The sequence below is a fragment of the Agrococcus sp. HG114 genome (genome assembly GCF_024723325.1).
GTDB lineage: Bacteria > Actinomycetota > Actinomycetes > Actinomycetales > Microbacteriaceae > Agrococcus.
In genome coordinates this window covers 1-16584 of sequence record NZ_JANQCH010000046.1, presented here as the reverse complement: position 1 = coordinate 16584, position 16584 = coordinate 1, and the positions used below count along the sequence as shown (strand labels likewise).

Annotated in this window: 22 protein-coding genes; 10 read left to right on the top strand and 12 right to left on the bottom strand. The window is 71.1% G+C overall.

Annotation, left to right across the window (positions count from 1 at the left end):
• The 4 genes from NWP09_RS06575 to NWP09_RS06560 form a co-directional block, all read right to left on the bottom strand.
• Positions 1–686, bottom strand: a 686-nt coding sequence (locus tag NWP09_RS06575; RefSeq protein ID WP_258274733.1) for a PRC-barrel domain-containing protein, incomplete at its 3' end; no start/stop codon positions are given.
• 149 nt (positions 687–835) lie between these two features.
• Positions 836–1108 (bottom strand): acylphosphatase, encoded by a 273-nt coding sequence (locus NWP09_RS06570; RefSeq protein WP_258274732.1) that lies wholly within the window; start codon positions 1106–1108, stop codon positions 836–838.
• An 8-nt stretch (positions 1109–1116) separates the two neighbouring features.
• Positions 1117–1458, bottom strand: a complete 342-nt coding sequence (locus NWP09_RS06565) for a hypothetical protein (RefSeq protein WP_258274731.1) — start codon at positions 1456–1458, stop codon at positions 1117–1119.
• A 94-nt stretch (positions 1459–1552) separates the two neighbouring features.
• A complete protein-coding gene (locus tag NWP09_RS06560; protein WP_258274730.1) occupies positions 1553–2332 on the bottom strand; it encodes a YoaK family protein in 780 nt (259 codons plus the stop codon).
• A 71-nt stretch (positions 2333–2403) separates the two neighbouring features.
• Between NWP09_RS06560 and ychF the strand changes: the two genes are divergently transcribed.
• The gene (gene ychF, locus NWP09_RS06555) at positions 2404–3477 is read left to right on the top strand and encodes a redox-regulated ATPase YchF (RefSeq protein WP_258274729.1); all 1074 of its coding nucleotides are present in this window, start codon (positions 2404–2406) and stop codon (positions 3475–3477) included.
• Between the two features lie 60 nt (positions 3478–3537).
• Here ychF and NWP09_RS06550 read toward each other — a convergent pair whose 3' ends face one another.
• Positions 3538–4128: a suppressor of fused domain protein gene (locus tag NWP09_RS06550; RefSeq protein ID WP_258274728.1), complete on the bottom strand. Its 591-nt coding sequence runs from the start codon at positions 4126–4128 to the stop codon at positions 3538–3540.
• 152 nt (positions 4129–4280) lie between these two features.
• Between NWP09_RS06550 and NWP09_RS06545 the strand changes: the two genes are divergently transcribed.
• Together NWP09_RS06545 and NWP09_RS06540 are read left to right on the top strand one after the other, a co-directional pair.
• Positions 4281–4730 (top strand): DoxX family protein, encoded by a 450-nt coding sequence (locus tag NWP09_RS06545; protein WP_258274727.1) that lies wholly within the window; start codon positions 4281–4283, stop codon positions 4728–4730.
• 97 nt (positions 4731–4827) lie between these two features.
• Positions 4828–5337: a MarR family winged helix-turn-helix transcriptional regulator gene (locus NWP09_RS06540; RefSeq protein WP_258274726.1), complete on the top strand. Its 510-nt coding sequence runs from the start codon at positions 4828–4830 to the stop codon at positions 5335–5337.
• Positions 5338–5503: 166 nt separating this feature from the next.
• Here the strand turns inward: NWP09_RS06540 and NWP09_RS06535 are convergent, their stop codons facing one another.
• On the bottom strand, positions 5504–5824 hold the full coding sequence (locus NWP09_RS06535) for a hypothetical protein (RefSeq protein ID WP_258274725.1): 321 nt from the start codon (positions 5822–5824) through the stop codon (positions 5504–5506).
• Positions 5825–5869: 45 nt separating this feature from the next.
• Positions 5870–6220, bottom strand: a complete 351-nt coding sequence (locus tag NWP09_RS06530; protein ID WP_258274724.1) for a TraR/DksA C4-type zinc finger protein — start codon at positions 6218–6220, stop codon at positions 5870–5872.
• A 118-nt stretch (positions 6221–6338) separates the two neighbouring features.
• Between NWP09_RS06530 and NWP09_RS06525 the strand changes: the two genes are divergently transcribed.
• Positions 6339–7064, top strand: coding sequence for a molybdopterin-binding protein (locus NWP09_RS06525; protein ID WP_258274723.1), 726 nt, complete (start codon positions 6339–6341; stop codon positions 7062–7064).
• 11 nt (positions 7065–7075) lie between these two features.
• Here NWP09_RS06525 and arfB read toward each other — a convergent pair whose 3' ends face one another.
• On the bottom strand, positions 7076–7516 hold the full coding sequence (gene arfB, locus NWP09_RS06520) for an alternative ribosome rescue aminoacyl-tRNA hydrolase ArfB (protein ID WP_258274722.1): 441 nt from the start codon (positions 7514–7516) through the stop codon (positions 7076–7078).
• Between the two features lie 69 nt (positions 7517–7585).
• On the opposite strand from arfB, the gene NWP09_RS06515 reads away from it, so the two are divergent.
• Entirely contained in the window at positions 7586–7900 is a 315-nt protein-coding gene (locus tag NWP09_RS06515; RefSeq protein WP_258274721.1) for a 4a-hydroxytetrahydrobiopterin dehydratase, read from the top strand.
• Between the two features lie 317 nt (positions 7901–8217).
• On the opposite strand, the gene NWP09_RS06510 is transcribed toward NWP09_RS06515, so the two are convergent.
• Both NWP09_RS06510 and NWP09_RS06505 read right to left on the bottom strand, forming a co-directional pair.
• On the bottom strand, positions 8218–9690 hold the full coding sequence (locus NWP09_RS06510) for an ATP-binding protein (RefSeq protein ID WP_258274720.1): 1473 nt from the start codon (positions 9688–9690) through the stop codon (positions 8218–8220).
• The gene (locus NWP09_RS06505; protein ID WP_258274719.1) at positions 9687–10841 is read right to left on the bottom strand and encodes a DUF262 domain-containing protein; all 1155 of its coding nucleotides are present in this window, start codon (positions 10839–10841) and stop codon (positions 9687–9689) included. Before NWP09_RS06505 ends, NWP09_RS06510 begins: the two co-directional genes overlap by 4 nt.
• 116 nt (positions 10842–10957) lie before the next feature.
• Here NWP09_RS06505 and abc-f point away from each other — a divergent pair, with 116 nt between their 5' ends.
• From abc-f to NWP09_RS06485, 4 genes are all read left to right on the top strand, one after another.
• A complete protein-coding gene (gene abc-f / locus NWP09_RS06500) occupies positions 10958–12610 on the top strand; it encodes a ribosomal protection-like ABC-F family protein (RefSeq protein ID WP_258274718.1) in 1653 nt (550 codons plus the stop codon).
• A 108-nt stretch (positions 12611–12718) separates the two neighbouring features.
• Positions 12719–13666, top strand: a complete 948-nt coding sequence (locus tag NWP09_RS06495) for a zinc-binding dehydrogenase (RefSeq protein WP_258274717.1) — start codon at positions 12719–12721, stop codon at positions 13664–13666.
• Between the two features lie 121 nt (positions 13667–13787).
• Positions 13788–14186: a VOC family protein gene (locus NWP09_RS06490; protein WP_258274716.1), complete on the top strand. Its 399-nt coding sequence runs from the start codon at positions 13788–13790 to the stop codon at positions 14184–14186.
• Positions 14187–14289: 103 nt separating this feature from the next.
• Positions 14290–14565 (top strand): DUF3072 domain-containing protein, encoded by a 276-nt coding sequence (locus NWP09_RS06485; RefSeq protein ID WP_258274715.1) that lies wholly within the window; start codon positions 14290–14292, stop codon positions 14563–14565.
• Positions 14566–14653: 88 nt separating this feature from the next.
• On the opposite strand, the gene thpR is transcribed toward NWP09_RS06485, so the two are convergent.
• A complete protein-coding gene (gene thpR, locus NWP09_RS06480; RefSeq protein ID WP_258274714.1) occupies positions 14654–15205 on the bottom strand; it encodes an RNA 2',3'-cyclic phosphodiesterase in 552 nt (183 codons plus the stop codon).
• 66 nt (positions 15206–15271) lie between these two features.
• Between thpR and NWP09_RS06475 the strand changes: the two genes are divergently transcribed.
• Positions 15272–15721: a YdeI/OmpD-associated family protein gene (locus tag NWP09_RS06475; protein WP_258274713.1), complete on the top strand. Its 450-nt coding sequence runs from the start codon at positions 15272–15274 to the stop codon at positions 15719–15721.
• Positions 15722–15797: 76 nt separating this feature from the next.
• Here the strand turns inward: NWP09_RS06475 and NWP09_RS06470 are convergent, their stop codons facing one another.
• Positions 15798–16436, bottom strand: a complete 639-nt coding sequence (locus NWP09_RS06470) for a GNAT family N-acetyltransferase (RefSeq protein WP_258274712.1) — start codon at positions 16434–16436, stop codon at positions 15798–15800.
• Between the last annotated feature and the right edge of the window lie 148 nt (positions 16437–16584).

The window sequence follows — 16584 nt, the reverse complement described above, 5'->3', positions numbered from 1 at the left end:
GTGGCACCCAGCGAGGCGCCCGCGCCGGCGCCGCGCGAGTCGGCGCGATCCCGGTCCTGATCGCGATCCCGGTCACGATCGCGATCCCAGTCCCGGTCGCGGTCGTCGCCGACCGCGGAACCGGCGTCGTGCCCGCCGCCGTACGGGGTGCCCGGCGCGTGCGCGCTCGTGCGGCCCGCGTCATCTGCGTCGCCGGAGTGCCGCGCGCTGTCGCCCTGCAGGTGGCCGGCGACCTCGCCGCGGTCGTCGAGCCGGTCGTGGCGGTCGCGGTCGTGGTCGCCGTACGAGCGGTCGCGGTCGTCCCACGAGCGGTCGCGGTCGCCGAGCGAGCCGTCGCGGTCGCCGTGGTGCTGCTGCAGCGGCGGCTGCACGCCGTAGTAGCGGTACAGCTCGGCCTCCTGGTCGACGGTGAGCTCGCTCGCCTCGTCGATGCGCGGCGCGTCCTTCACGAACGCCTTGTCGTACGGCACGGTGAGGTCGTCGCCCCGCATGGTCGCATCCGCGACCGGCACGAACGACTCGTGCAGGCCGAACAGGCCCGTCTGCACGGTCACCCACGTGGGCTCGTCGGTGCCCTCCATCACGAAGACCTGCCCGACGGTGCCGATGCGGTGCCCGTCGCTGCCGTACACGTCGCGGCCGGGGAGCTGGTCGATGTTGCCCTGGAACGTCACGATGTCCTCCATCGATGGTGGTTCCTCGCTGCGCGGCGCCGCGGACGTCGGGCCCGCCGCACCCAGCGAGGGCGGCTGTCGCCTGGGCGCGACCGTACGCGCGGTTCCTGAGGGGCCGGTGGCAGAGCGCTGGTCGACCGCCAAGACAGAGGACGGTGCGGTCAGCGGACCGCGAAGCCGTCAGGTCGGCCGGCACGCGAGGGCTCCACCTCGACGGCGTCGACCCGGTCGACGCGGGCCGCGGGAGGGCCGTGCTCGAGCCACGCGCCGAACGCGAGCACCGCATCCGCCCCGCCCTCGGCCTCCGCCTCGACCGTGCCGTCGGCGCGGTTGCGCACGGAGCCGGCCAGGCCGAGGCGCTCGGCCTCGCGCCTGGCCGCCATGCGGAAGCCGACGCCCTGCACCCTGCCGTGCACGACGAAGCGGCGGCGCACGGTGCTCGTCAGCGGCGCTCGCCCTCGATGCCCGGGGCGTCGGAGCCCGCGACGCGGCGCTCCTCGGCCTCGAGCGCCACCTGGTCGCCCTCGTCGAGCTGCTCCGGCTGCTCCGCGTCGCGGCGCTCGGGCCAGTCCTGGCTCGGCTCCTCGAACGGGGTGCCGTCGGCGTGCAGGATCGCGCCCGTCCTCGGGTCGACCGCGCCGCCGTGGTGGCCCTCCTCGGGCGGGAACTCGTTGTGGCGCGTGTCGAACGAGCTCGCCGAGCCGCTGTCGGCCGGCGGCGCCTCGTGGTACACCGGGTCGCCGTCGCGGGAGTCGTAGGCCGGGTCGTTCTGGTCGTGGGTCATGGTCGCTCCTCCACCCTTGGCACCGGCAGCCGTCGGCTGCGCTGTGGCCACGACGGTACGCCCGCAGGCTGGGAGAACGAGGCGGGGGACCCGCTCACGCGGAGCGGCGTGAGAGGGCGCGCAGGTCCTCGAGCACGGGCACACTCGCGAACAGCAGCAGGATGAGCGCGGTGGGCACCACGGTCACGAAGCCGATCGCCTGGTAGGCGAGCGCGCCGATCACGCCGCCGAGGAAGAACGCGCCGACGATCAGCAGGTGCAGCGCCAGGCGGCCGAGCTGCGGCCGCACCGGGTCGGGGTCGCGGGCGCGCTTCGGGTAGAGCAGCTTGCCGAGCTCGATGCCGATGTCGGTCACCATGCCGGTCACGTGGGTCGTGCGGATCTGCGCGTCGGAGATCTTCGTGATCACCGCGTTCTGCAGGCCCATCGTGAAGCCGAGCAGCGCGATGAGCACCCAGCCGCGCTCCGCCGCCGTGAGCTCGTGCGCGACGAGGCCGATGAAGAGCGCGAGCGCCGCCTCGAGCAGCAGCACGATCGCGAAGCGGCTATGCAGGCCGCGGCGCCGCGCCCAGTTGAAGAGGAGCGCGCACACCATCGCCCCGACGACGAACGCCGAGATGCCCGTGAGGCACAGGAGCGCGACGTCGAGGCCGCCGAGCACGAGGCTGTCGGCGAGCATCGCGGTGAGCCCGGTCATGTGCGAGGTGTAGAGCGCGATGGCCATGAAGCCGACGGAGTTGAGGATGCCCGCGGTGAGCGCGAGCAGCACCGCGAGGTCGCGGTTCGTGCGCGCCGTGCGATCGGGCCCGGCGATGCTGCGGAGGTAAGCGAGCGCGGGGGCGAGCCGCCCGCCCGGGCGCTCCGACGCATCCATGCCCCTCAGGCTAGTCGGGGCCCGGTGGCCCGGGCCGGTGGGGCTGATGCGCGCCGGTAGGCTGGTCTGTCGTGGCACTCACGATCGGCATCGTCGGACTCCCCAACGTGGGCAAGTCGACCCTCTTCAACGCCCTCACCAAGAACACCGTGCTCGCGGCGAACTACCCGTTCGCGACGATCGAGCCGAACATCGGGGTGGTCGAGCTGCCGGACGAGCGCCTCACGCGGCTCGCCGAGATCTTCGGCTCCGCGCGCATCCTGCCCGCGACGGTGTCGTTCGTCGACATCGCCGGCATCGTCAAGGGCGCGAGCGAGGGGGAGGGGCTCGGCAACCAGTTCCTCGCCAACATCCGGGAGGCCGACGCGATCGCGCAGGTCGTGCGCGGGTTCAGCGACACGGATGTCGTGCACGTCGACGGCAAGGTCGACCCGGCCTCCGACATGGAGACGATCAACACCGAGCTGATCCTCGCCGACCTGCAGACGCTCGAGAAGGCGGTGCCGCGCCTCGAGAAGGAGGTGCGCGGCAAGAAGACCGACCCCGCGGTGCTCGACGCGGCGCTCCAGGCGAAGGCGATCCTCGACGGCGGCACGACGCTGTCGCAGGCGGGGTTCGACGTGACGCCGATCAAGGAGCTCGGGCTGCTGACGGCGAAGCCGGTGCTCTACGTCTTCAACGTCGACGAGGCGGTGCTCTCGGACGACGCGCGGAAGGCCGAGCTCGCCGCGCTCGTCGCGCCCGCGCAGGCGGTCTTCCTCGACGCGCAGGTCGAGTCGGAGCTCATCGACCTCGACCAGGCCGAGGCGCTCGAGCTGCTGCAGTCGCTCGGCCAGGAGGAGTCGGGCCTCGACCAGCTCGCCCGCATCGGCTTCGACACGCTCGGCTTGCAGACGTACCTCACGGCAGGGCCGAAGGAGTCGCGCGCCTGGACGATCCGCAAGGGCTGGACCGCGCCGCAGGCGGCGGGCGTCATCCACACGGACTTCGAGCGCGGCTTCATCAAGGCGGAGGTCGTCTCGTTCGCCGACCTCGACGCCGCCGGCTCGATGGCCGACGCGAAGGCCGCGGGCCGCGTGCGCATCGAGGGCAAGGACTACGTCATGGCCGACGGCGACGTGGTGGAGTTCCGCTTCAACGTGTAGTGCCCGCCGTCCGATCCGGCGGCGCTGCGGGGTGTCCCGCAGCGCACTCGCTCGTCGCGGTCATCTCAGGGGGTCTGTGACAAGCAGGGGGTTGCTTCGGCGCAGCTCGAGCAGGACATCTGCCGTCGACGACTGCTGCATGCGCTCGAGCTCGCCGCGCGTCACGCCCACGACCTGCAGGAACTGCATGCGCCCATGGGGTGTATCCATCGCCGGGAGCTGCCGGTCTGCGGTGAACGCGAGCGCGGTCAGGCGCGTGCCCTCGGAGCCGGTGATCGGCCCTCCTGGATCCAGGCGGTGTCCCTCGCCGAAAGGCTGCGAGCGGGAGAAGACGAGCGCCCCGAGCCGGCTCAGCAGCGTCACGGGCCACTGCGGCGGCTGCTCTTCGTGCGCAGGCCGAGGGATTCGCATGGTCAGCTCGAACCCCCAGCCGCTGACCGAGGTGTCGTCGCTCACCTTGTCGAACAGCTCTGTCAGCCCGAAGGTCACAAGAAGCCATACGTCCCCCAGCGGGTACGCGCTGATGCCCTGCAGGCCGCTCGGATTCGGGAGAAGCGCCGTAGCCCAGTGCAGAGGTGCGGCATCCGGGGACAGGTTGGAGTCGATGGACGCTTCGATGGCATCCCAGCCCGGCGCGTCGTCCTCGTCCATGCTCGCCACCCTACGAGGGCTGCAGCAGCTCGAGGGTGGCGGCGCGCTCCGAGGAGGGGCCGCGCAGGGAATGCGGCGGCCGCTCCGCGCGCTGGACGGAGAGTCGCTGAGTTGTAGCGACAACTATTTGCCCGCGTCCGGAAGGAACCAGGATGTCCACGACCACTTCACCCGTCGAGCGCGCAGCGCGCGTGCAGCTGCCCACCTCGCCCGCGATCGGCCTGCTCGTGCTCCGCCTCGCGCTCGGCGCCGTGCTGATCGCGCACGGAGCGCAGAAGATCTTCTTCTACGGCTTCGCGGGCACCTCTGCGTCATTCGCGCAGATGGGCGTGCCGCTCGCCGAGCTCGCGGCTCCCGTGGTCGCGATCGTCGAGCTCATCGGGGGCATCGCGATCGCCCTCGGCATCCTGACGCGGCCTGCGGCCGTGCTCGTCGCCGTCGACATGGTGGCCGCCGCGCTGCTCGTGCACGCGCCGTTCGGGATGTTCATCGAGGACGGCGGGATCGAGCTCGTGCTCCTGCTCGCGGGCGGAGCGCTCGCGCTCGCAGCGACCGGGGCAGGACGCTTCTCGCTCGACGCGCTGCTCGCATCGCGGCGCTGACGACAGCAGGCGCGGGGCCGGCTCGCCGACGCGGCGGGCCGGCCCTGCGCCGTCTGGAGCGCCCGGGCGCCGCCACCGCCGCGGTTACGATCGACGCATGGGAGAGAGTCGCTGGCTCTCGACGCGAGAGCGCGAGGCGTGGGTGCGCTTCACGGCCGTGCTCGAGCTGCTGCCGAACGCGCTCGACGCGCAGCTGAGCCATGACGCCGAGCTGACGCACTTCGAGTACTTCGCGCTCGCGATGCTCTCCGAGGCGCCGAACCGCGTGCTGCGCGCCTCGGCGCTCGCGGCTCGCACGAATGCCACGCTGCCGCGCCTGTCGAAGGTCGTCTCCCGGCTCGCGGCCCGCGGTCTCGTCGAGCGCTACCCCTGCCCCGAGGATCGCCGAGCGACCAACGTCGAGCTCACCCATGCCGGCTGGGAGAAGGTCGTCGCCGCTGCCCCGGGGCACGTCGCCCGGGTCCGCGAGACGGTGCTCGACGCCCTGTCGCCCGAGCAGGTCGATCAGCTGTCGGCCATCTCCGCCGCGCTCCTGTCGCGGCTCGACCCGGACGGCCGGATGCTCGCCTCCTCAGCCGACGAGCCCTCGTCGTCGGGAGCGCGGTAGCCGGGGCCGCACCCCATGGCCGTGTCCAACCACCGTTCAGGAAGCATCCAGACTCGCGCTGGCAGGGTGGAACCCGGTACTCCTGGGCCGCCCGATGGCTTGGACGAAGGCCACGCGAGCCCCTCCGCAGTGACAGCGAGAGGGGCTCTCGCACGTCCGTCGGACGTCAGGCGGCGCCCGATCCGAACGGCGGATGGAGCACGACGGTGATCACGAGCAGCGCGATCGCGATCGCCACGGCCCATGCGCTCGGGGCGACGCTCGCACCGTCGCCGCGCGAGCGCGACAGCAGGCCGAGGGCGAGCGCGGCCGAGAGCGCCGACCAGACGACGCACACCCAGCCAGCGACCCACGCGAGCACGACGGCCGCGTCGGGCGCGAACCCTGGCAGTGCAGCGAGCGAGAGCAGCGTCGCTCCGCCGAGCGCCAGCGCGACGGCGATGACGGCGGGTGTCCACGCGTCGTGCGATGCTGCAGCCTTGAGCATGCGGGAAGCGTAACGCTGTCCGGCGGTCCGCGACAGCGTCGTCCGTCAGGCCTCGAGCCGCCGCGCGCAGTCGATGCAGGTCGTCGCCTGCGGCCGTGCCTCGAGCCGCTCGGGGGCGATCGGTCGACCGCACACGCTGCAGAGGGCGTCCTCGCCCCGCTCGACCCGGGCGGCCGCCGCGTCGATCGCGGCCAGCGCCTCGAGCTGCGTCTGCCGCAGTCCCTCGAGGCGCGACCACTCCGAGGAGAGCGAGACCCCGTCGGGGTCGTGCTCGTCGTCGTCGTTGAGCCCCTCGCGCATCCGTCGCAGCTCGACGAGCTCCCGCTCCAGCTCGTCGAGCCGCTCGCGCACCTCTCGGCGGCGCGCGGCGATGCTGTCTGCGCGTGACCGCGGCATGCGTCGTCCTCCCGGCTCGGTGGGCTCGCGGCAAGGCTACTGGCGCTCGCGGCGGAGCTCCGGCTCGCAGCCTCCGCCTCCGCTTGCCCGTGCTGCGGCGAGGCGGCAGGCTCGGGGGATGACCAACCCGACTGCCGCCATGCTCGTGATCGGCGACGAGATCCTCTCCGGGCGCACCCGGGAGGCCAACGCCTACCACCTCGCGCTGCAGCTGGGCCGGGTCGGCATCGACCTGCGGGAGATCCGCGTCGTGCCCGACGAGCACGCGGTGATCGTCGCGGCGCTGCACGCGCTGCGCGAGGCGCACACGCACGTGTTCACCTCGGGGGGCATCGGCCCGACGCACGACGACATCACGGCGGATGCGGTGGCCGACGCATTCGGGGTCGGCATCGGCATCCGCGACGACGCGCGCGAGCACCTCCAGGCGGCCGTCGGCCCGGGGCGGGTGCTCACGCCCGAGCACCTGCGCATGGCGCGCATCCCGGATGGTGCCGCGCTCATCCGGAACCGCATCAGCGGGGCGCCGGGCTTCAGCATCGGCAACGTGCACGTCATGGCGGGCGTGCCCGAGATCTTCGTCGCGATGCTCGACGAGCTCCTGCCGGACCTCGAGACCGGCAGGCCGGTGCTCTCGCGCGAGGTGCGCTTCGACGTCGGCGAGGGCCGGATCGCGGCGCCGCTGCGCGAGCTCGCGGCGGCCTTGCCGGCGCTCAGCATCGGCTCGTACCCGTTCCGCGACGCGACCGGCTTCGGCACGAACATCGTCGTCCGCGGCACGGATGCCGCGCTCATCGACCAGGCGATCGACCGCCTCGAGGAGATTCGCGGCGCGCTCGCCTGATCGGCGTCGGGTCACTCGGGAGCCGGCGGGCGCCGATCGCGCTTCGTCGCGGAGCGCCGGAGCTTCGCCTCGAGCCGCCGGCGCTGCGAGCCGCGCGTCGGGCGCGTCGCTCGCCTCGGGGTCTCGGGCGCCACGGCGTCCCGCAGCAGCGCCGCGAGCCGAGCGCGCGCAGCGACGCGGTTGTCGAGCTGCGAGCGGTGCTCGGAGGCGCTGATGGTGAGCACCGAACCGGCGAGGCGGGCCGCGAGCCGCTCGAGCGCGCGACGCCGCTGCACGTCGCTGAGCGCGGTCGTGGTGGCGAGGTCGAGGCTCAGCTGCACGCGCGAGTCGGTGGTGTTCACACCCTGGCCGCCGGGGCCCGACGACCGCGAGAACTGCTCGACGAGCTCCGCCGCCGGCACCACGAGGCCCTGCGGTGCGCCGGGGCACGGGGGCACGCGCAGCTCGTCCATGCTCCGAGTCTGGTGCACCGGAGCCCGGTCGGGCTGGTCGCGGACCCGCGAGCGGCGCACGATGGGTGCATGAGCGATCCGAAGGCGCCCCTCTCCGAGACCGAGATCGACGAGGCCGGCCTCGCCGGCTGGCGGCGCAGCGGCGACGCGCTCGTCGCGCGCTTCCGGTCGAAGACGTTCGCGGCAGGGCTCGAGCTCGTGAACCGCATCGGCGCCGCCGCCGAGGCGGCGAACCACCACCCGGATGTCACCCTCACGTACGGAGCCGTCGAGGTGCGCCTCAGCAGCCACGACGTCGGCGCGATCACGATCCGCGACGTGCGGCTCGCGCGCGAGATCAGCGATCAGGCCGACTCGATGAGGATCGCGGTGACTGACCCGTGACTCTGCTTCGGAACTGGCGTCCGCCACCGCTTCCAAGGGCGGTGAACGTGAGGCCGAACCCAGACTGGACACGAGCAGCCCGAGCGCGCGGCACCGCTCACTGAGCTAAGGGGAAAGCGGGTGGCGAGGTCGAACGGCTGCAGGGCGCGTTGGCGAGGTTTAGGCATATCAGGTGGCGCCCGGCCTCCGAGGGGCGTGCTTAACGAATTCTGCGGCGCGCAGGACGAACAAACCGGGAGAGGGCGCCGGGGTGTTGAGATTGCTCGTCGGGCGGCGATGCCCGCTTGCGTCCACACAGCCGCGCGGGTTGCACACGCCTATGCGGATCGCACGACGAGTACTCGGATGCGTTCGGTCAGCTCGCGAGAATCCGTGTCGAAGTCGTGGTCGCTCAAGCACAACCGTACGAGCGCGCTGCATGCAGCACTTGCGCTGGAAAATTCCTTGCTCACCTCGACGAACCAGTCATGATGATCAAGGCCGGCGGCACGGGCAAGCGACTGCCGAAACTGTATGGCGTCGGTGACCCCTGCGGTTCTCAGCGCATCATCGCTAGCCCTATGGACGATCGGGGAAACCGTCGCTCTAAGCACCGCTTCCGGTGCGGCATTGCCGGGCAGGTACAACCTCTCGTCGCGCTTGACGCGCTGGCCCTTCTGCATGCGTCGCTGATCGCCGTCTAGAACGACCGCAAGCCGGATGCGACGGCGCTCCATGTCGCCATCCAAGAACTGCTGCTGGACCTGGAGCAGCGCTGACTCGCCGTCACGAGACTGGAACACCTCGACCGCCTCGACGAGCAATGAGTCGACCTCACGTAAGATTGCGATCAGCAGCTCCCGGGCAAGCCGATCTTCGGTGAACATCACGATGGCTGGTCGCAATGGAGTGCCCAGCGCACGAGCTGCCGCGAACGACGACATTTGAGCATGCGCGCGAGGGCTTGGCAAGGCCTCGACGATCGACACAGGCGCATTGTCCAATCCGAGGTACATCTCCGGGGAGTGGGTGGAAAGCACGAAGTGAATAGCATTCTCGGCGCTGAAGAAGGCCAATACCTCCTTCAAGCGAGCCTGTGATGCCGGTGCGAGCCATGCCTCCGGCTCATCGATCACCACAATGGAGTTCGCTTCCGCCCGTGAAAGATGCCAAAGAAGGTACAACGCCGAAAGTTCGCCGCGGCCTGCCCCAAGGGCATCATAGACGACGCCGTCTACGCGAATCTTGAACCAAGGCTCGGAAGATTCGCCGTCGTCCCCTTCGATCTCGTAGACGTCGATGGAGCTGTAGTCGCGGCCCACAACACGAGAAGCATGGGCGACCATCTCGGCGTCGAAAGCGCGGGGGTCGGTGCCCTCCAGCAAGTCTGCCGCGTTTGGATCGTGTTCGAATCGAGTTCGAATGCGCTGCGTCTCTTCGGCCGGATCGATCACCAGTAACGGCGGCCGTGTCCCTGCGACGCTGATCAGGGACGGTGACACCTGTGATGGCGACCGCTCAAACTCGACGTGCCAGTCGGCGCCGTCGTGCACGCCACCGGCCTTCAAGCCGACCAAGCGGCTGGGCCATGCCTCGCTCTCATCTTGGAGTGAACGTAGAGCGCGCAGCAACGTTGTCTTACCGGCCCCATTCCCGCCCGTGACCACCCCGATCCCGGCGCTGAAACGAAGGGATACGTCGATCGCCTTGCCCGCTTCGCTAGTCAGCGTAAGGTTTAGCCAATCCAGGCGCGAACTATATTTCCGAAGCCCGACTTTCCGCACGGCCTCGGCAGCCTCGATGTGTCTCACCAGCCCAAGTCTCCCCAGTGGTGAGCATCAGCCAGATTTAGAATGTCATCGAGATCGCCTGTCGACTGAAGGTACGCATTCCATACGCGACTAGCAGTCGAAAGCTTCACGTTGGAGCTACTTTCGCTGTCAGATCCTGCAAGAAACATCCAGCCGATCAAGTCTCTGAGCAGAACGGAGGACACGTCTGCAACTCGTGCGGTGGCTCGGTCCTGAAAAAGCGCGAACAGATTAGCTGCTGGGCCCTCAATCTCGCCCGGACGCATCCACCGCGCGATCTCGATGCCATGGATTGTAGCTGGCAGTCGGTCGAGCGCAGGTGACTGGTGCTCCCCTAGCAGTATCTGCGAGGCAATGCAGAGCCAGGTATGCAGGGTGGCTTTGTTGGGTCGGATGTGTTGCGTTCGCCTCTCGGCCAGCGCATCGAAGACAACTTTGACCGCGCCCCGAACAGCGCGGACGTCTGCTTCCGCAAAAGGCTCTCCTGCTCTGTACCGTGCGGTAACGCGAGCCGCGGTGATCTTCTCGTCTAGACGCCGAGCTTCTACAGTGACGAGCACCCGTGCCAGCACGTCGTCATACGCCATGCGAGCGTTAGAAAAGCCGAGGCTGTCCTGCCAGTCGGGAGTGTGGGATACCCAATTCACGAGGTCGCGGACTTGATTTCTCGCGTCGCCGATAAACGCGTTTCGCTTCTCTGCCTCAGTGAGACTAGTTGGCTGGTTCAGGCGGAAGAATAGCTCATGGGGCTCGTCCGGTGTATAGTCCAGGAGCTCAAACACTCGGATTGTGAACTTCCGAAAGGCACGTTTCGCGTCCGGGGGAAGTTCTGCGTATCGGGCGCCATGAAGCGCCGATATGCTTGCGTTGAACGGCTCAATCCTTCCGTCGATGGCGTAGGCGCCATTCACGAAGTCACGGATTGCGGTCAGTCGCTGCTGACCATCGAGTACGTCGCTCCGGCCGTCGTCGCGGGCGACAAGGTGGATGGGGGGAACGTGCCAGCCGCGCAGGATGGAATCAATCAGCCGGCGCTTCTTCTGAGTTGACCATACCTCCCCGCGCTGAAAGTCCGGTTGGAGATCGTAGTCGCCATCCTCAATGCGACGCACAATCGTCTCGATGTCAGGGTCCTGTGAAGAAAATCGCAAAGGCCCGCACTTCCTCGTGAATGGTGAGCACTTACGGCGGAGCCTAGCCCGAAGATCGCTCGAGGGCCATCTAGTCCGAAGATCGCTCGAGGGCCATCGAGTGGAAGGATCGACGGATGACCGCAACCCTCGTCGCACAGGGGCTCGCCGGGGGCCACGGCCACCGCACGCTCTTCGACTCGCTCGATCTCACGGTTGCCCCGGGGGACGTCGTCGGCGTCGTCGGCGCGAACGGCGCGGGCAAGTCGACGCTCCTGCGCATCCTCGCGGGCGTCGACGAGCCGCAGGCCGGCATCGTCGCCCTCTCGCCCGCGGACGCCTTCGTCGGCTGGCTGCCGCAGGAGCACGAGCGCGTGCCAGGGGAGACCGTGGTCGACTACATCGCCCGCCGCACCGGCTGCGCGCAGGCCACCAGTGAGATGGATGCCGCCGCGGCGGCGCTCGGCGACCCCGCGCTCGCGCCCGCCGGGACCGACCCGGCCGACACCTACGCATCCGCCCTGGAGCGGTGGCTCGCGAGCGGGGCCGCCGATCTCGAGGAGCGGACGCCCATCGTGCTCGCCGAGCTCGGGCTCGAGCTCGACGGGGACGCGCTCATGACGTCGCTCTCGGGCGGGCAGGCGGCCCGCGTCGGGCTCGCCGCGCTGCTGCTGAGCCGCTTCGACATCGTGCTGCTCGACGAGCCGACGAACGACCTCGACCTCGACGGGCTCGAGCGGCTCGAGGGGTTCGTGCAGGGGCTGCGCGGCGGCGTCGTGCTCGTGAGCCACGACCGCGAGTTCCTCGCCCGCTGCGTCACGCGCGTGCTCGAACTCGACCTCGCGCAGTCGACGAACCGCGTCTACGGTGGCGGCTACGAGTCGTACCTCGAGGAGCGCGCGACGCTCCGCCGCCAGGCGCGGGAGGCCTACGACGAGTTCGCCGAGCAGAAGGCCGACCTCGTCGCCCGCGCCCGCCGCACGCGCGAGTGGTCGAGCCAGGGCGTGCGCAACGCGATGAAGAAGGCGCCCGACAACGACAAGAACCGCCGCCGCGCGATGACCGAGTCGAGCGAGAAGCAGGCGCAGAAGGTGCGGCAGATGGAGAGCCGCATCGCGCGGCTCGACGAGGTCGAGGAGCCGCGCAAGGAGTGGCAGCTGCAGTTCTCGATCGCCGCCGCACCGCGGTCGAGCACCGTCGTCTCGACGCTGAGCGGCGCGGTGATCCGGCAGGGCGGCTTCACGCTCGGGCCCGTCTCGCTGCAGGTGAACGCGGGGGAGCGGATCGGCATCACCGGGCCCAACGGATCGGGCAAGTCGACGCTGCTGCGGGCGCTGCTCGGCCGGCGGGCGCCCGACGAGGGCTCCGCGAGCCTCGGCGCGAGCGTGCAGATCGGCGAGATCGACCAGGCGCGGGCGCTGCTCGCAGGAGTGCAGCCGCTCGCGACCGCGTTCGAGCTGCTCGTGCCCGACATGTCGCCCGGCGACGTGCGCACCCTGCTCGCGAAGTTCGGCCTGCGCGCCGACCACGTCGGCCGCCCCGTCGACGAGCTCTCGTCCGGCGAGCGCACGCGCGCGGCGATGGCGCTGCTGCAGGCGCGCGGCGTGAACCTGCTCGTGCTCGACGAGCCCACCAACCATCTCGACCTCCCCGCGATCGAGCAGCTCGAGCAGGCGCTCGAGTCGTACGACGGCACGCTGCTGCTCGTCACGCACGACCGGCGGATGCTCGAGACGGTCCGCACGGACCGGCACTGGCGGGTGGAGGCAGGCGCCGTCTCCGAGCGGTGAGCCGCGCGCCCGAGCGGGGATTGAGCCGTGAGCGGAATCGCTGCAGGCTTGCTCGTGAGCGGAGTAGTCTCGGGAGCACAAGGTAGTTCAATTTCGAAGGAGATCTCCATGCGCGCATGGCAGTTCGTCGGGACTCACAAGGACTTCGAGCGAGTCGACATCGCCGAGCCCACCGCAGGCCCGGGCAAGGTCGTCATCGACGTGAAGGCGGCGGGCCTGTGCCACTCCGACGTCGGCATCCTCGAGGACGAGAAGTGGCTGTCCACGATGAAGGAGCTCCCCGTCGTGCCCGGTCACGAGACCGCAGGCGTCATCAGCGAGGTCGGCGAGGGCGTGACCGACTGGAAGGTCGGCGACCGCGTCGCCGTCTGGCCGCTCGCCGAGATCATGGGCTACATGGTCAACGGCGCGTGGGAGGACCGCGCTGAGGTCTCGACCGACGCGCTCGTCGCCATCCCCAACGGCGTCTCGTTCGCGCAGGCCGCAGCCGCGACCGACGCCGGCATGACCTCGGTCGGCGCGCTCTCGACCGCCGGCGTCGAGGCCGGCATGAAGGTCGGCATCATCGGCTTCGGCGGCCTCGGCCAGATCGGCGCGCGGGTCGCGAAGCTGCGCGGCGCCGAGGTCTACGTCGCCGAGATCAACGAGTCGATCTGGGACCGCATCCGCGAGGCCGGCGCGACCGAGGTCGCCAAGTCGATCACCGAGTTCGCCGACGTCGACCTCGACGTCATCATCGACTACGCCGGCTTCGGCGTGACGACGGCGGATGCGCTCAAGACCGTCAAGTCGTCGGGCGGCGGCCGCGTCGTGCAGGTCGGCATGGGCAAGCTCGAGTCGACGATCGACACCTACTCGCTCATCCTCGGCCGCAAGCAGCTGCACGGCTCGATGGGCGGCAGCAAGGACGACATCGTCGAGACGATGCGCTACATGGCCTCGGGCGACCTCAAGCCCGCGATCACCGAGATCGACTTCGAGGAGATCCCGGCCGGCATCCAGCAGCTCATCGACGGCACGGCCGTCGGCCGACTCGTGGCGAAGGTCGCCGACTGACCGCTCCGCAGCTCGATCCGAGGCCCGCACCCGCCGGTGCGGGCCTCGCTCGTCTCGCGGCGCATCCGACCCCTTGCCCGGCGCATGCGCCGGGCGGATACTGCCCGCGGAGGTGGTCTCGATGGACTACACGCAGGGCTTCAGCAGCTTCGCCGCGCCCGATCTGGCGGCCGCGAAGCGGTTCTACACCGACGTGCTCGGGCTCGAGGTGCAGGAGCCGATGGAGGGCATCCTGGGCCTCGTGCTCCCGGGCGGCGCAAGGGTCATGATCTACCAGAAGGACGACCACAGGCCCGCCGTCTTCACCGTGCTCAGCCTCGGCGTCGCCGATCTGCGGGCGGCGGTCGACGCGCTCGGGGCGCGCGGCGCGACCTGGGAGCGCTACGAGGGCTTCGAGCAGGACGAGCGGGGCATCGTCTCGAACCCGGACTTCGGGCCCGACATCGCGTGGACGACCGATCCGGCGGGCAACATCGTCGCGCTCATGCAGCTCGAGCCGGAGGCGTTCCTGCAGGGCTGAGCGCCCCGGCGCTCGGCCGTCGGTCGGAGCGGGCTCTCGGGCTCGCGGCATAGAGTGCGGGCCACGCGCCGCCGCCCGGCGGGGCAGCAGAGGAGGGGACGCCATGACCGACAGCACCATGCCCGACGGGTCGCAGGGCGGCGACCTTGGCGAGCGCGACACGATCGGCGCGACCGGCGATGCGCAGGACAGCGGCCTGCAGAAGGATCCCGCGGACTGGGTCAGCGGCGACGACCCGATGACCGACGCGCAGCGCTCCTACCTCGACACGCTCGCGCGCCAGGCCGGGGAGGAGCTGCCCGCCGACCTGACCAAGGCGGAGGCCTCCGAGCACATCGACCGGCTCCGCCGGCAGCAGGACGGCAGCGGCTCCGCCTGAGCCCCATCTCAACCGGTTCAGTGGTCGGCGGACGCGATTATCGCGCCGGCCGACCACAGAACCGGTTGAGGATCAGTCGGGCTGTCTGTCAGGCGCCGAGGGGCAGCCGCGCGACCGTCTCGTGGAGCGCGCGCCGGCCGTGCCCGAGCAGCTGCGAGTCGATGAGCTCGACCTCGTCGACCTCCCAGGTGCGCGAGCGGTAGGTGTCGAGCACGTGCAGCCAGCGCACGGCGCTCCGCTGCCGCGGAGGGCGGGCGAGCGTGAGGTGCGCTGTGAAGCGCTTGCCGTCCGGCGCGGCTCCCGCGGTGCTCGCCGCATCGCGCACGCGGCGCGCGAGCCGCTCGAGTGCGTCGGCTCCCTGCTGCACCCCGAGCCACAGCACCGCGGGGCGATCCGGGTGGGGGAACGCGCCCGCGCCGGCGAGCGAGCACGCGAACGGCTCGACCGCGCCGACCGCGCGCGCGAGGCGCTCCTCCAAGGGCTCGAGGATGCGCTCCGGCACGTCCGCCAGGAACGCGAGCGTCACGTGCATGCGGTCCGGGGGCGTCCAGCTGAGGCCCTCGCGCGGCTCGAGGAAGGCCGCGAGGTCCTCCCTCACGTCCTCGGGCGGGACGACCGCCGCGAACATCCGCCGGCCCATCCGCCCACCGTAGTCGTCGCGGCCGTCCACTGGTGCGCCCGGAGCGCAGGCCGCTAGCGTGCGGGCATGAGCGAGCTGCGCCTGCGCACCACCATCGAGCAGCACGGGCCGGCGGCGGCCATCGTGCTGACGGACGACCAGGTCGCCGCGCTCGGCGGTGCGCGGAACGCGCCCGTCACGCTCACGATCGGCGACGCGACGGTGCGCACGCGCATCGGCCAGATGGGCGGGCTGAACCTGCTCGGCCTCAGCAGGGAGCGGCGCGAGGCGCTCGGCGTCGGCGCCGGCGACGAGGTCGACGCGGTGATCGCGCTCGACACCGCCGAGCGGGCGATCGAGCTGCCCTCGGAGCTCGCGGCCGCGCTCGACGCCGATGCGTCCGCGAAGGCCGCCTTCGAGGCGCTGCCGCCGTCGCGGCGCAAGGAGATGGCGCGCTCGATCGGCGAGGCGAAGGCGGCCGAGACGCGGCAGCGCCGGCTCGAGAAGGCGCTCGCGGAGCTCGCGGCGCGCGCGTGAGCCGGGTGGCGTCTGCGTCCTTCGTCGCGCGCGTGAGCGGGGCGCCGTCGGCGCTCGCGCGCTGACGCGCGCCCGCTCAGCGCGGCGCGAGCTGCTTGCGCATCACGACGCGGGGGAACCCGCCCGAGACGGCGTCGGTCGCCGAGGCGAGCTCGAAGCCCGCGCGCTCGAACAGCGCGCGCGTGCCGACGTAGGCCATGGTGAGATCGACGCGCGCACCGCCGTTGTCGACGGGGTAGCCCTCGACCGCCGGCGCCCCGTGCGCCGCGGCGTACTCGACGGCGCCGGCGAGCAGCGCGTGCGAGATGCCCTGCTTCCGATGGCCGGGGCGCACGCGGATGCACCAGATGGACCACACCGGCTGCTCGTCGACGTGCGGGATCCTCGCCGACCGCTCGAACGGCAGCTCGGCGCGCGGCGCGACCGCGGCCCATCCGACGGGTTCGTCCCCGACGTACGCGAGCACGCCCGGGGCGACGGGCCGGCGCGTCAGCTGCTCGACGTAGGCGGCGCGCTCCGGGCCGCGCAGCGCCGCGTTCGCCTTCGCGTCGATGCGGTGGCTCAGGCACCAGCAGACGGATGCGTCGGGGCGCTTCGGGCCGAGCACGGCGGCGAGGTCGTCGAAGCGGTCGTGCGTCGCGGGCAGCACCGCGATGCGCGGCGCCGCCCCGTCCGCTGCCGCCTCCCCGGGAGCCGGATCGCGCCCGGCGCTCACGCCCGCTCCTCGGGATCCTCCGGGTCGGTCGGCGCTGCGTCCAACCGCGCGAGCCGGTCGACGGCACGCGCACGCCGCTCGTCGACGTCGAGCTCCCACCACGCGGTGCCGCGCTCGCCGAGGCCCTCCTTCGCGAGCTGCACCCGGT

Bases quoted from the DNA above. Each gene is read 5' to 3' on its own strand.
- NWP09_RS06550 (WP_258274728.1), bottom strand. From the start codon at position 4,128: ATGGACGAGGACGACGCGCCGGGCTGGGATGCCATCGAAGCGTCCATC.
- thpR (WP_258274714.1), bottom strand. From the start codon at position 15,205: ATGGGCCGGCGGATGTTCGCGGCGGTCGTCCCGCCCGAGGACGTGAGG.
- NWP09_RS06540 (WP_258274726.1), top strand. From the start codon at position 4,828: ATGGGAGAGAGTCGCTGGCTCTCGACGCGAGAGCGCGAGGCGTGGGTG.
- NWP09_RS06475 (WP_258274713.1), top strand. From the start codon at position 15,272: ATGAGCGAGCTGCGCCTGCGCACCACCATCGAGCAGCACGGGCCGGCG.
- NWP09_RS06545 (WP_258274727.1), top strand. From the start codon at position 4,281: ATGTCCACGACCACTTCACCCGTCGAGCGCGCAGCGCGCGTGCAGCTG.
- abc-f (WP_258274718.1), top strand. From the start codon at position 10,958: ATGACCGCAACCCTCGTCGCACAGGGGCTCGCCGGGGGCCACGGCCAC.
- NWP09_RS06565 (WP_258274731.1), bottom strand. From the start codon at position 1,458: ATGACCCACGACCAGAACGACCCGGCCTACGACTCCCGCGACGGCGAC.
- NWP09_RS06490 (WP_258274716.1), top strand. From the start codon at position 13,788: ATGGACTACACGCAGGGCTTCAGCAGCTTCGCCGCGCCCGATCTGGCG.
- NWP09_RS06535 (WP_258274725.1), bottom strand. From the start codon at position 5,824: ATGCTCAAGGCTGCAGCATCGCACGACGCGTGGACACCCGCCGTCATC.
- NWP09_RS06495 (WP_258274717.1), top strand. From the start codon at position 12,719: ATGCGCGCATGGCAGTTCGTCGGGACTCACAAGGACTTCGAGCGAGTC.
- arfB (WP_258274722.1), bottom strand. From the start codon at position 7,516: ATGGACGAGCTGCGCGTGCCCCCGTGCCCCGGCGCACCGCAGGGCCTC.
- NWP09_RS06515 (WP_258274721.1), top strand. From the start codon at position 7,586: ATGAGCGATCCGAAGGCGCCCCTCTCCGAGACCGAGATCGACGAGGCC.
- NWP09_RS06530 (WP_258274724.1), bottom strand. From the start codon at position 6,220: ATGCCGCGGTCACGCGCAGACAGCATCGCCGCGCGCCGCCGAGAGGTG.
- NWP09_RS06525 (WP_258274723.1), top strand. From the start codon at position 6,339: ATGACCAACCCGACTGCCGCCATGCTCGTGATCGGCGACGAGATCCTC.
- NWP09_RS06560 (WP_258274730.1), bottom strand. From the start codon at position 2,332: ATGGATGCGTCGGAGCGCCCGGGCGGGCGGCTCGCCCCCGCGCTCGCT.
- NWP09_RS06485 (WP_258274715.1), top strand. From the start codon at position 14,290: ATGACCGACAGCACCATGCCCGACGGGTCGCAGGGCGGCGACCTTGGC.